This is a genomic window from Citrobacter sp. Cpo103, assembly GCF_030332605.1.
GTDB classification, from domain to species: Bacteria; Pseudomonadota; Gammaproteobacteria; order Enterobacterales; family Enterobacteriaceae; genus Citrobacter; species Citrobacter portucalensis.
Window position 1 is genome coordinate 202,009 of sequence record NZ_JAOWHO010000035.1, and the last position, 11,796, is coordinate 213,804.

Annotated in this window: 10 protein-coding genes; 8 read left to right on the forward strand and 2 right to left on the reverse strand. The window is 58.0% G+C overall.

Annotated elements, in window-relative coordinates; all coding sequences use genetic code 11:
- The first annotated feature begins 1 nt into the window (after nt 1).
- The 8 genes from mhpB to mmuM all read left to right on the forward strand — a co-directional run bounded on the left by mhpB (nt 2) and on the right by mmuM (nt 8,495).
- Entirely contained in the window at nt 2–946 is a 945-nt protein-coding gene (gene mhpB, locus OGX89_RS17550) for a 2,3-dihydroxyphenylpropionate/2,3-dihydroxicinnamic acid 1,2-dioxygenase (protein ID WP_063941281.1), read from the forward strand.
- Between the two features lie 28 nt (nt 947–974).
- On the forward strand, nt 975–1,841 hold the full coding sequence (mhpC, locus tag OGX89_RS17555) for a 2-hydroxy-6-oxonona-2,4-dienedioate hydrolase (RefSeq protein ID WP_126955948.1): 867 nt from the start codon (nt 975–977) through the stop codon (nt 1,839–1,841).
- A gap of 9 nt (nt 1,842–1,850) precedes the next feature.
- On the forward strand, nt 1,851–2,660 hold the full coding sequence (mhpD, locus tag OGX89_RS17560) for a 2-keto-4-pentenoate hydratase (protein ID WP_126955947.1): 810 nt from the start codon (nt 1,851–1,853) through the stop codon (nt 2,658–2,660).
- Nucleotides 2,657–3,607: an acetaldehyde dehydrogenase gene (gene mhpF / locus OGX89_RS17565; RefSeq protein WP_126955946.1), complete on the forward strand. Its 951-nt coding sequence runs from the start codon at nt 2,657–2,659 to the stop codon at nt 3,605–3,607. The genes mhpD and mhpF overlap by 4 nt, the downstream gene beginning before the upstream one ends.
- The gene (gene mhpE / locus OGX89_RS17570; RefSeq protein ID WP_063941282.1) at nt 3,604–4,617 is read left to right on the forward strand and encodes a 4-hydroxy-2-oxovalerate aldolase; all 1,014 of its coding nucleotides are present in this window, start codon (nt 3,604–3,606) and stop codon (nt 4,615–4,617) included. The genes mhpF and mhpE overlap by 4 nt, the downstream gene beginning before the upstream one ends.
- A 69-nt stretch (nt 4,618–4,686) precedes the next feature.
- Nucleotides 4,687–5,898, forward strand: coding sequence for a 3-(3-hydroxy-phenyl)propionate transporter MhpT (mhpT, locus tag OGX89_RS17575; protein ID WP_126955945.1), 1,212 nt, complete (start codon nt 4,687–4,689; stop codon nt 5,896–5,898).
- Between the two features lie 274 nt (nt 5,899–6,172).
- Nucleotides 6,173–7,576, forward strand: a complete 1,404-nt coding sequence (gene mmuP, locus OGX89_RS17580; RefSeq protein ID WP_126955944.1) for an S-methylmethionine permease — start codon at nt 6,173–6,175, stop codon at nt 7,574–7,576.
- Nucleotides 7,563–8,495, forward strand: coding sequence for a homocysteine S-methyltransferase (gene mmuM / locus OGX89_RS17585; RefSeq protein ID WP_126955943.1), 933 nt, complete (start codon nt 7,563–7,565; stop codon nt 8,493–8,495). The genes mmuP and mmuM overlap by 14 nt, the downstream gene beginning before the upstream one ends.
- A 108-nt stretch (nt 8,496–8,603) precedes the next feature.
- Here mmuM and fbpC read toward each other — a convergent pair whose 3' ends face one another.
- Together fbpC and OGX89_RS17595 are read right to left on the reverse strand one after the other, a co-directional pair.
- On the reverse strand, nt 8,604–9,650 hold the full coding sequence (gene fbpC / locus OGX89_RS17590; protein ID WP_126955942.1) for a ferric ABC transporter ATP-binding protein: 1,047 nt from the start codon (nt 9,648–9,650) through the stop codon (nt 8,604–8,606).
- Between the two features lie 11 nt (nt 9,651–9,661).
- Complete coding sequence (locus OGX89_RS17595; protein ID WP_008783887.1) at nt 9,662–11,740, reverse strand: ABC transporter permease; 2,079 nt, start codon at nt 11,738–11,740, stop codon at nt 9,662–9,664.
- Nucleotides 11,741–11,796 lie beyond the last annotated feature (56 nt).

An 11,796-nucleotide genomic window follows, 5' to 3' on the forward strand; every position in this document is an offset into this window, starting at 1 on the left:
TATGCACGCTTATCTTCACTGTCTTTCCCATTCGCCGCTGGTGGGCTATGTCGACCCGGCACAGGCTGTGCTCGACGAGGTTAACGGCGTGATCGCCAGCGCTCGGGCACGTATTGCGGCGTTCGAACCTGAACTGGTCGTGCTGTTTGCCCCCGATCACTACAACGGATTTTTCTACGACGTGATGCCGCCGTTCTGTTTAGGCGTTGGCGCTACGGCGATCGGCGATTTTGGTAGCGCGGCGGGGGAATTGCCGGTTCCGACAGATCTGGCTGAAGCCTGCGCCCACGCGGTAATGAAAAGCGGTATCGATCTCGCCGTGTCCTACAACATGCAGGTCGATCATGGCTTCGCGCAGCCTCTGGAGTTTTTGCTCGGCGGCCTGGATAAGGTGCCGGTGCTGCCAGTGTTTATTAACGGCGTCGCCGCGCCGCTGCCGGGCTTTCAGCGCACCCGCATGCTCGGTGAAGCGATTGGCCGTTTCGCCAGCTCGCTGAATAAGCGCGTGCTGTTTTTAGGCTCCGGTGGTCTGTCGCATCAGCCGCCGGTACCGGAACTGGCGAAGGCCGATGCCCATATGCGCGACCGCCTGCTCGGTAGCGGCAAACAGTTGCCTGAAAACGAGCGCGAGCTGCGCCAGCAGCGGGTGATCAGCGCCGCCGAGAAGTTTGTGGTCGATCAAAACACGCTGCACCCGCTTAACCCCGTCTGGGATAACCGTTTTATGACGCTGCTTGAGCAGGGGCGTTTGCAGGAGCTGGACGCGGTCAGTAACGAAGAGCTGTCCGCGATGGCGGGCAAATCAACGCACGAAGTTAAAACCTGGGTTGCCGCCTTTGCCGCCATTTCTGCCTTTGGCAACTGGCGCAGCGAAGGCCGTTATTACCGCCCGATCCCGGAGTGGATCGCCGGATTCGGCTCCCTGAGCGCCACTACGCAGAACTAAAACAGAACTGAATATGCAGGAGAACATCATGACTTACCAATCGCAAACCGAAGCCGCTACCAGTCGTTTTCTGGAGGTGCAGGAAGCAGGCGAAACCCTACGCGTGCATTTCAATGACTGTGGGCAGGGCGAAGAGACCGTCGTGCTGCTGCACGGATCCGGTCCTGGCGCGACGGGCTGGGCAAACTTCAGCCGAAATATCGATCCGCTGGTACAGGCCGGATACCGGGTGATCCTGTTGGATTGTCCTGGCTGGGGCAAAAGCGATGGGATCGTTAACCGCGGTTCGCGATCCGATCTCAACGCTCGAATCCTGAAAAGCGTGGTCGATCAGTTGGATATTCAAACAGTCCACCTGCTGGGTAACTCGATGGGCGGTCACAGTGCTGTGGCGTTTACCCTGAGCTGGCCGGAGCGCGTGGGCAAACTGGTATTAATGGGCGGCGGAACGGGCGGCATGAGCCTGTTTACTCCGATGCCGACCGAAGGTATCAAGCGCCTGAATCAGCTGTATCGCGAGCCGACCATCGAGAACCTGAAGCTGATGATGGAGATCTTTGTCTTCGACACCAGCGACCTGACCGAGGCGCTGTTCGAAGCGCGTTTGAACAACATGCTGTCGCGCCGCGATCACCTGGAAAACTTTGTCCAGAGTCTGGAGGCCAACCCGAAACAGTTCCCGGATTTCAGCCCGCGTCTGGGTGAAATCAAAGCCCAGACCCTGATTGTCTGGGGACGCAATGACCGCTTCGTACCGATGGATGCCGGTCTGCGCCTGCTCTCCGGAATTGCCGGTTCTGAGCTGCATATCTACCGCGACTGCGGACACTGGGCGCAGTGGGAGCATGCGGATGCCTTTAACCAGCTGGTGCTGAATTTCCTCACACGCCCTTAAGGAACGGACATGACGAATCGTAATCTTGAGCAGCTAGCCGCCGATTTACGTCAGGCTGAAGAAAAAGGGGAAGCCATCGCCCCACTGCGTGAATTGATTGGTGTGGATAACGCCGAAGCGGCCTACGCCATTCAGCGCATCAACGTGCAGTACGACGTGGCGCGCGGGCGTCGCGTGGTCGGGCGCAAAGTGGGGCTGACGCACCCGAAAGTGCAGCAGCAGCTGGGTGTCGATCAACCGGACTTCGGTACGCTGTTTGCTGATATGTGTTGTGGCGATAACGAAACCATCCCGTTTTCCCGTGTGCTGCAACCGCGTATTGAAGCCGAAATTGCGCTGGTGCTGAACCGCGATCTGCCCAATACCGACACCACTTTTGACGAGCTTTACAACGCCATCGAGTGGGTACTTCCCGCGCTGGAAGTGGTCGGCAGCCGTATCCGCGACTGGTCGATCAAATTTGTTGATACCGTGGCGGATAACGCCTCCTGTGGCGTGTATGTGGTCGGCGGTCCGGCGCAGCGTCCGGCAGGATTAGATCTGAAAAACTGCGCGATGAAAATGACGCGCAACAACGAAGAGGTCTCCAGCGGACGCGGCAGCGAATGCCTGGGACATCCGATCAACGCTGCCGTCTGGCTGGCGCGCAAAATGGCCAGCCTCGGCGAGCCGCTGCGTGCCGGAGACATTATTCTCACCGGAGCGTTAGGCCCGATGGTGGCGGTGAATGCGGGCGATCGTTTCGAAGCCCATATCGACGGTATTGGTTCAGTCGCCGCCACCTTTTCAGCGGCGGTTACAAAAGGAAGTCAGTCATGAGTAAGCGTAAAGTCGCCATTATCGGCTCCGGCAACATCGGTACCGATTTGATGATAAAAATTCTGCGTCACGGCGTGCATCTGGAAATGGCGGTGATGGTCGGTATCGATCCAGAATCTGATGGCCTGGCGCGTGCCCGACGCATGGGCGTTGCCACCACCCATGAAGGGGTGACAGGGCTTATCGCCATGCCGGAATTCGCCGATATCGACATCGTGTTTGACGCCACCAGCGCAGGCGCGCATGTGAAGAACGATGCCGCGCTACGTGCCGTTAAACCAGGCATCCGCCTGATCGATCTGACGCCCGCGGCAATCGGTCCTTACTGCGTGCCGGTGGTGAATCTGGCAGCCAACGTTGATCAGCAGAACGTCAATATGGTGACCTGCGGCGGACAGGCAACCATCCCAATGGTGGCGGCAGTTTCTCGCGTGGCAACAGTCCATTACGCCGAGATTATCGCCTCGATCGCCAGTAAATCGGCGGGGCCGGGTACCCGCGCCAATATCGACGAGTTTACCGAAACTACCTCGAAGGCGATTGAAGTGGTCGGCGGCGCGGCAAAAGGCAAAGCCATTATTGTCCTTAACCCGGCCGAGCCGCCGCTGATGATGCGTGACACGGTGTATGTGCTGAGCGAAGCGGCCTCTGAGGTTGAAGTTGAAGCGTCTATTAATGAGATGGCGGCGGCGGTGCAGGCCTACGTGCCGGGCTATCGCCTGAAACAGCGTGTCCAGTTTGAAGTCATCCCGGAGGATAAACCGGTGAATCTGCCGGGTATCGGCCAGTTCTCTGGGCTGAAAACTGCGGTGTATCTGGAAGTGGAAGGCGCGGCGCACTATTTACCAGCCTACGCGGGCAACCTCGACATTATGACCTCCAGCGCGCTGGCGACCGCTGAGAAGATGGCGCAGTCCCTCGCTCGTCAGGCAGGAGAAGCAGCATGAACAGTAAAAAACTCTATATCTCTGACGTGACCCTGCGCGACGGTATGCACGCTATTCGTCATCAATATTCGCTGGAGAATGTGCGCCAGATAGCCAAAGCGCTGGACGACGCACGGGTTGATTCTATTGAAGTGGCCCACGGCGACGGTTTACAAGGTTCCAGCTTTAACTACGGCTTTGGTGCGCACAGCGACCTGGAGTGGATTGAAGCGGCGGCGGACGTGGTGAAGCATGCCAAAATTGCCACGCTGTTGCTGCCGGGTATCGGCACTATTCATGACCTGAAAAATGCATATCAGGCCGGCGCACGGGTAGTGCGCGTGGCGACCCACTGCACTGAAGCAGACGTGTCGGCCCAGCATATTCAGTATGCGCGTGAGCTTGGCATGGATACCGTCGGCTTTCTGATGATGAGCCATATGACCACACCGGAGAACCTGGCACAGCAGGCGAAGCTGATGGAGAACTACGGCGCGACCTGTATTTATGTGGTCGATTCCGGCGGCGCAATGAACATGAGCGATATTCGCGCCCGCTTCCGCGCACTGAAAGCGGTGCTGAAGCCGGAGACGGAAACCGGAATGCATGCGCATCACAACCTGAGTCTTGGCGTGGCGAACTCCATTGCCGCGGTAGAAGAGGGGTGTGACCGTATCGACGCTAGCCTGGCCGGGATGGGCGCAGGCGCGGGCAACGCGCCATTGGAAGTGTTTATCGCCGCTGCGGAAAAACTCGGCTGGCAGCATGGAACCGATCTCTACGCACTGATGGACGCCGCCGACGATTTAGTGCGTCCACTACAAGACCGCCCAGTGCGGGTGGATCGTGAAACGCTGGCGCTGGGCTATGCCGGGGTGTACTCCAGCTTCCTGCGTCATTGCGAAGTGGCGGCAGCACGCTATGGCCTGAGCGCAGTAGATATTCTGGTGGAACTGGGCAAACGTCGGATGGTGGGCGGCCAGGAAGATATGATCGTCGACGTGGCGCTGGACCTGCGCAACCGCAAATAAAAAATGATTACGCGGCTGGCAACGTATCAGCCGCGATTCACCTGCATCGTGACCTCAGAGAGACATCTTATGACGACCCGTACCCCCGCATCTTACCGCCTGACGTTGACTGTTGGGCTTTGCTTTTTAGTTGCCCTGATGGAAGGGCTGGATTTACAGGCCGCTGGTATCGCTGCCGTCGGTATCGCCCACGCGTTTGCGCTGGATAAAATGCAGATGGGCTGGATCTTCAGTGCGGGCATTCTCGGGCTGCTGCCCGGCGCGCTGGTGGGTGGCAGGCTGGCTGACCGCTACGGCCGCAAGCGTATTCTCATTGCCTCTGTGGCGCTGTTCGGCCTGTTCTCGCTGGCGACGGCGATTTCCTGGGATTTCTCATCGCTGGTATTTGCCCGTCTGATGACCGGTGTCGGGCTGGGCGCGGCGTTGCCGAACCTGATCGCGCTGACCTCCGAGGCGGCGGGCCCGCGTTTTCGAGGTACGGCGGTGAGTCTGATGTACTGTGGTGTGCCGATTGGTGCGGCGCTGGCGGCAGCGCTCGGGTTTAGCGGTCTGGCCTCCGCATGGCAAACGGTTTTTTGGGTAGGCGGGGTGATCCCGCTGCTGCTGGTGCCGCTGTTGATGCGCTGGCTGCCGGAATCACAGGTTTATACCCAACAAACGCAAGTGGCCGTCGCACCGCTGCGGGCCCTGTTTGCGCCAGCGACGGCGAGTGCCACGCTGCTGCTGTGGTTGTGCTATTTCTTCACCCTGCTGGTGGTGTATATGCTGATCAACTGGCTGCCAATGCTGCTGGTGGAGCAGGGCTTTCGGCCATCGCAGGCGGCAGGCGTAATGTTTGCTCTGCAAATTGGCGCGGCCAGCGGCACGTTAATTCTCGGGGCGTTAATGGATAAACTGCGCCCGGTGGTGATGTCGCTGCTGATCTACACTGGGATGTTGGCTTCACTGCTGGCGCTGGGTACGGTGTCGTCATTGAGCGGCATGCTAATGGCGGGATTTGTGGCGGGGATGTTCGCCACCGGCGGGCAAAGCGTGTTGTATGCGCTGGCGCCGCTGTTTTACAGCACGCAGATCCGCGCCACAGGCGTGGGAACCGCCGTCGCAGTCGGGCGTCTGGGGGCGATGAGCGGCCCGCTGCTGGCAGGGAAAATGTTAGCGCTCGGTACCGGAACGGTAGGGGTGATGGCGGCTTCTGCGCCGGGCATTTTGCTGGCAGGCCTGGCGGTATTTATTCTGATGAGCCGCAAATCGCAGATGCCGTTCCCGGTCAGCGGTGCTTAAGCACTCATCCGGTTGTGGGAGTGGGGAGATTTGATTCCCACTTCCGGGTGAACGCCGTCAGTCAACTGTGTTGCCAAAGTTTAGATAAAACATGGCAACGGAGGCGTTATGAGCTGGCGGCCCTTTTTGTATCTGATTATTAATCCCCACCCGCTATTAAGCGCCCGGCGCGGTCATCTGCGTCTGGTGCAGGGTTGACTTTGCATTCTGTTAACAAACACGGTATAACAAACCTTCTTTGGATGTTTAGATGTCCATACGTTTAGAAGGTTATATGCAAACAACACAACAAAATGCGCCACTGAAGCGCACAATGAAAACGCGTCACCTGATTATGCTTTCCTTGGGTGGCGTGATTGGCACAGGGTTATTCTTCAATACCGGGTACATCATTTCCACCACCGGAGCGGCGGGAACGCTACTGGCCTATCTGATTGGCGCGCTGGTGGTCTGGCTGGTCATGCAGTGTCTGGGCGAGCTGTCGGTCGCGATGCCGGAGACCGGGGCGTTTCACGTTTATGCCGCGCGCTATCTTGGTCCGGCTACCGGGTATACCGTGGCCTGGCTCTACTGGCTGACCTGGACCGTGGCGCTGGGTTCGAGCTTTACCGCCGCTGGATTCTGTATGCAGTACTGGTTTCCACAGGTGCCGGTATGGGTCTGGTGCGTGGTGTTCTGCGCGATTATTTTTGGTCTGAATGTTATCTCCACACGCTTTTTTGCCGAAGGGGAGTTCTGGTTCTCCCTGGTCAAGGTGGTCACTATCATCGCCTTTATCATCCTCGGTGGGGCGGCGATTTTCGGCTTTATTCCGATGCAGGATGGCTCGCCCGCACCGGGGCTGAGTAATATCACGGCGGAAGGCTGGTTCCCGCACGGTGGCTTACCGATTCTGATGACTATGGTTGCAGTGAACTTTGCTTTTTCGGGGACCGAGCTTATCGGCATTGCCGCCGGTGAAACGGAAAAACCGCGCAAGGTTATCCCCGTGGCGATTCGTACCACCATTGCGCGGCTGATTATTTTCTTCATTGGCACCGTGTTTGTGCTGGCGGCGCTGATCCCGATGCAGCAGGCGGGCGTGGAGAAAAGCCCGTTTGTGCTGGTATTTGAGAAAGTAGGGATCCCGTACGCCGCTGATATTTTTAACTTCGTGATCCTGACAGCTATTCTTTCTGCAGCTAACTCCGGTTTGTATGCTTCCGGGCGTATGCTGTGGTCGCTGTCGAATGAACGTACGCTACCGGCCTGTTTTGCGCGAGTAACGAAAAACGGCGTTCCGCTGACGGCGCTGTCGGTCAGTATGCTCGGTGGTGTGCTGGCGCTGTTTTCCAGCGTGGTGGCCCCGGACACGGTATTTGTTGCGCTGTCGGCAATCTCCGGGTTTGCGGTGGTGGCGGTGTGGCTGAGCATCTGCGCCTCGCATTTTGTTTTTCGTCGCCGTCATCTGCAACAAGGTAAGGCATTGAGTGAATTACATTATCGCGCGCCGTGGTATCCGCTGGTGCCGGTATTAGGTTTTGTGCTGTGCCTGGTGGCCTGTGTAGGGCTGGCATTCGATCCAGCGCAGAGAATTGCGTTGTGGTGCGGGTTACCGTTTGTTGCGTTGTGCTATGGTGCTTATTTCCTTACTCAACCCCGAAACGCAAAACAGGAGCCAGAACATGTCGCAGAATAATCCGTTACGCGCTCTCCTTGATAAACAGGATCTCCTGCTGCTGGATGGCGCGATGGCGACGGAGCTGGAAGCGCGAGGGTGTAACTTAGCCGACAGCCTGTGGTCAGCCAAAGTGCTGGTAGAAAACCCGGAGCTTATCCGCGAAGTGCATCTTGATTACTACCGGGCGGGGGCGCAATGCGCGATCACTGCCAGCTATCAGGCGACGCCGGCGGGCTTCGCCGCGCGAGGTCTGGATGAAGCGCAGTCGAAAGCGCTGATTGGCAAAAGCGTGGAGCTGGCGCGTAAAGCCCGTGAAGCGTATCTGGCAGAGAACCCGCAGGCAGGAACGCTGCTGGTGGCGGGATCCGTTGGGCCTTACGGCGCGTATCTGGCGGATGGCTCTGAATACCGTGGCGATTATCATTGTAGCGTTGAGGCGTTCCAGGCGTTTCATCGCCCGCGCGTGGAAGCCTTGCTGGATGCCGGGGCCGATCTGCTGGCCTGCGAAACCCTGCCGAATTTTGCCGAGATTGAGGCGTTGGCTGAGCTGTTGACCGCATATCCGCGTGCGCGGGCGTGGTTCTCATTTACCCTGTGCGACAGCGAGCACCTGAGCGACGGTACGCCGCTGCGTGACGTGGTTGCGTTGCTGGCGGGTTATCCGCAGGTGGTGGCGCTAGGCATTAACTGCATTGCGCTGGAAAACACCACCGCTGCGTTGCAGCATTTACACGGTTTAACGGCGCTGCCGCTGGTGGTGTATCCGAACTCGGGCGAGCAGTACGATGCGGTGAGCAAAACCTGGCATCATCACGGTGAGCATTGCGCGCAACTGGCGGATTATCTGCCGCAGTGGCAGGCCGCTGGCGCCCGGTTAATTGGCGGGTGCTGTCGCACCACGCCTGCGGATATCGCCGCGCTAAAAGCGCGAAGCTGAGAGTTTATCGGGCCTACTTCGTTCATTGTAGGCCTGATAAGCGCAGCGCATCAGGCATTGCCGGATGGCGGCACAAGCGCCTTATCCGGCTTACAAAGCCACAAAACGTTATGCCGCATCCGCCAGAACAAACATGCCGTACGGATGGATTTCGAGATAATACTGTTCGCCGACGTCCGGTTGCAGGCGCGTAGCGTTGACCTGCAATAAAATCTCCTGCCCGTGCCATTCCACCGTCACTTCATACTGCGGCCCCATATAGGCGACATGGCGGATCACGCAGCGCTGGCTCTCCTCGCCGCGATCGCTGAGCGTGATCGCTTCCGGGCGCACACCGACCATCCCTTCACCCTGTGTACCAAAGTGCAGCGGACGCGGCAGATGATAGCCGTAGATATCAACGTATCTGTCGCTGAAGGTAGCCGGGAACAGGTTGGCATCGCCCATAAAGCTCGCCATAAAGCGGGAGGCGGGCTGGCGGTAAAGATCCTGCGGTGAGCCGATCTGCATGATGTGTCCCTTGTTCATCACCAGCACGGTATCAGAAACCGCAAAGGCTTCGCTCTGATCGTGGGTGACGTACAGCGAGGTGATATCAAACTGCTTTTGCAGCTCGCGGATCTTGTCGCGCATGCTGCGACGCAGGTTGGCGTCGAGGTTACTCAACGGCTCATCAAACAGCAGCACTTTCGGCTTGAGGATTAGCGCGCGGGCCAGCGCCACGCGCTGCTGCTGACCGCCGGAGATCTGGTCGACAAAGCGGTCTTCGAATCCTTCCAGATCCACCATCGCCAGCGCCTCTTTGATGCGGGCTTTCAGCTCTGCGCGCGGTACGCCGAGCATTTTCAGGCCATAACCGACGTTCTCTCCCAGCGACATATGCGGGAACAGGGCATAGGACTGAAACACCATGCAGATATCGCGCTGCTGAATAGAGCGATGGGTGACGTCTTCGCCATCAATGAAAATTTGCCCTTCGCTCGGTTTTTCCAGCCCGGCAACCAGGCGCAAAATGGTGGTTTTGCCGCAGCCGGACGGGCCGAGCAGGGTTACCATTTGCCCCTGCGGGATGGTGAGGTTGATATTGTCGATTACCGTATTACTGCCAAATCGTTTAGTGACGTTGCGCAGTTCAACGAAATTTTTCTGAGTCATAGTGCGCTCCATTACGCCTGGTTTTTGGCTTTTGAACGGGAGGTACGTGATTCGCCGATCAGCCAGTCAAAGATGAAAATAATCGCCAGCATCACCACGATCAGAATGGAACCGTAGGCAATCGCTACACCGTATTCGCCATCTTCCACGCGGTTCAGGATGTAGGCCGTCGCTACGCGGGTATCCGGCGTGACGAGGAACACGATGGCGCTAACGGTGGTAATGGCGCGCACAAAGCTGTAAATCAGCGCCGAAAGGATCGCCGGGCGCAGCAGCGGCAGCAGGATATGCGTAATGGTCCGCAGCGAACCGGCGCGCAGGCTGAGCGAGGCTTCATCGAGCGATTTATCGATTTGGCCTAAGCCCGCGATGCCTGCGCGGATACCGACCGGGACGTTACGCATCACCATTGAGATAATGACGATGGCTGCGGTGCCGGTGAGGTACACCGGAGCGCTGTTAAAGGCCAGAATGTACGACACGCCCGCGACGGTGCCCGGAACGGCAAAGCACAGCATGGTGGTGAACTCGATGGTCTTCTTGCCTTTAAACTGCTGGCGCACCACGATCCATGCGATCAGCAGGCCGAAGATCGCGGTGATCGGCGCGGCAATCCCGGCGTAGAGCAGGGTGTCGAGCAGTGAAGGCCACGCGCCGTCGCTCATCCCCTGACCGAACAGTTTGGTAAAGTTCGCCAGCGTCAGGGTGTAGTCCACGCCCCAGTTGACGGTGAAACTGCCGTAGAAAATGCTGCCGTAGAGCAGGGCGTTAAAGGCAATCCACACTGCCAGCAGTGCGACCACGCTCCATACCAGCGTCACAGGCAACGGCTGTACGTCGCCCCGGTAGGATTTGCCGGAAACGGTGACGTATGAGCGTTTACCAATCCACATATACTGCACGCAGAATACCAGCAGCGAGAACAGCAGCAGGAAGGCTCCCAACGTACTGGCGGCCTGGTAGTCGAGCTGCGAACCGGTGATGTAGAAGTAGATTTGCGTTGCCAGCACGTCGAAGTTACCGCCGAGCACCAGCGGGTTACTAAAGTCGGCCAGTGACTGCACCACTACGATTAAAAAAGCGTTCGCCAGTGCGGGTTTCAGCAGCGGGACAAACACGCCGTTAAAGGTCTGCCAGCGGCTGGCACGCAGGGTGTATGACGCTTCTTCCAGCGACGGATGAATGGTTTTGATTGCTCCGTCGAGGATCATAAACGCCATCGGCGTAAAGGCCAGAACCTGCGCCAGCCAGATGCCGGTAAAGCCATACAGCCAGTTGGTGTTGGTTAAACCAAACCATTCGACCATAAACTCGGTGATGTAACCGGAGCGTCCCATCATCAGCGTGACGCCTAAACCGACGACAAACGGCGGAGTGACGATCGGCAGAATCGAGAAGATACGTCCGATTATGGCGCTGCGTCTGGCGATACGGGTGGTGTAGATAGCCAGTACCAGACCAAAGAAGGTACAGCCGACGCCGACGGCAATCGACAGCATAATCGAGTTGAGGATCACCTGAATGATATGCGCCTGCGACAGCACATTCATAAATGCCAGCGGGGCAAATTCCCCGGCGTCGTTGGTGAACATCGGAATGAAAATGGCGATGCTTGGCCAGACGATAAAAATACCGATCAGCGCGACAATCGCGGTAAGCGAGCCGATGACGAAACGGTCACCGCCCAGCCATTCGAGGCGGGTGAGCGCCAGGGTCATGATTGCGCCAAGCGCCACAAACAGCACGATGGTGGCATAGCCTAAGCCGCGACCCTCAAGGGTGGCGCTGGCGACAATAAAGGCCATACAGAAAAATGCCCAACCCGCGTCAAGATAATGGCGGCTGCGCTGTTCGCGCCTGGCTTCATGGAATGGGCGCACCAGCAGCAGACTTGGCAGCAGATACCACAGCCAACTGATATTGAACTGCGACCAGCCGTAGGCGGCGAGTATTTCTTCCCGCGTTGACTCCAGCAGACCGTAGTCCAGGCTCCAGCTCGGCAGCAGGGCAAACGCCAGCCAGCCGAGCAAAACCCAAAGAAATATCGCATCCCGTTTTTTCACGGGATGGAGTGCAAGTGTGTGTGACATAGCGTTTCCGGTAATGTAGGCCGGGTAAGGCGTTTACGCCGCACCCGGCAAATGAA

Bases quoted from the DNA above. Each gene is read 5' to 3' on its own strand.
- mhpT (WP_126955945.1), top strand. From the start codon at position 4,687: ATGACGACCCGTACCCCCGCATCTTACCGCCTGACGTTGACTGTTGGG.
- fbpC (WP_126955942.1), bottom strand. From the start codon at position 9,650: ATGACTCAGAAAAATTTCGTTGAACTGCGCAACGTCACTAAACGATTT.
- mhpD (WP_126955947.1), top strand. From the start codon at position 1,851: ATGACGAATCGTAATCTTGAGCAGCTAGCCGCCGATTTACGTCAGGCT.
- mhpC (WP_126955948.1), top strand. From the start codon at position 975: ATGACTTACCAATCGCAAACCGAAGCCGCTACCAGTCGTTTTCTGGAG.
- mmuP (WP_126955944.1), top strand. From the start codon at position 6,173: ATGCAAACAACACAACAAAATGCGCCACTGAAGCGCACAATGAAAACG.
- mhpE (WP_063941282.1), top strand. From the start codon at position 3,604: ATGAACAGTAAAAAACTCTATATCTCTGACGTGACCCTGCGCGACGGT.
- mhpB (WP_063941281.1), top strand. From the start codon at position 2: ATGCACGCTTATCTTCACTGTCTTTCCCATTCGCCGCTGGTGGGCTAT.
- OGX89_RS17595 (WP_008783887.1), bottom strand. From the start codon at position 11,740: ATGTCACACACACTTGCACTCCATCCCGTGAAAAAACGGGATGCGATA.
- mmuM (WP_126955943.1), top strand. From the start codon at position 7,563: ATGTCGCAGAATAATCCGTTACGCGCTCTCCTTGATAAACAGGATCTC.
- mhpF (WP_126955946.1), top strand. From the start codon at position 2,657: ATGAGTAAGCGTAAAGTCGCCATTATCGGCTCCGGCAACATCGGTACC.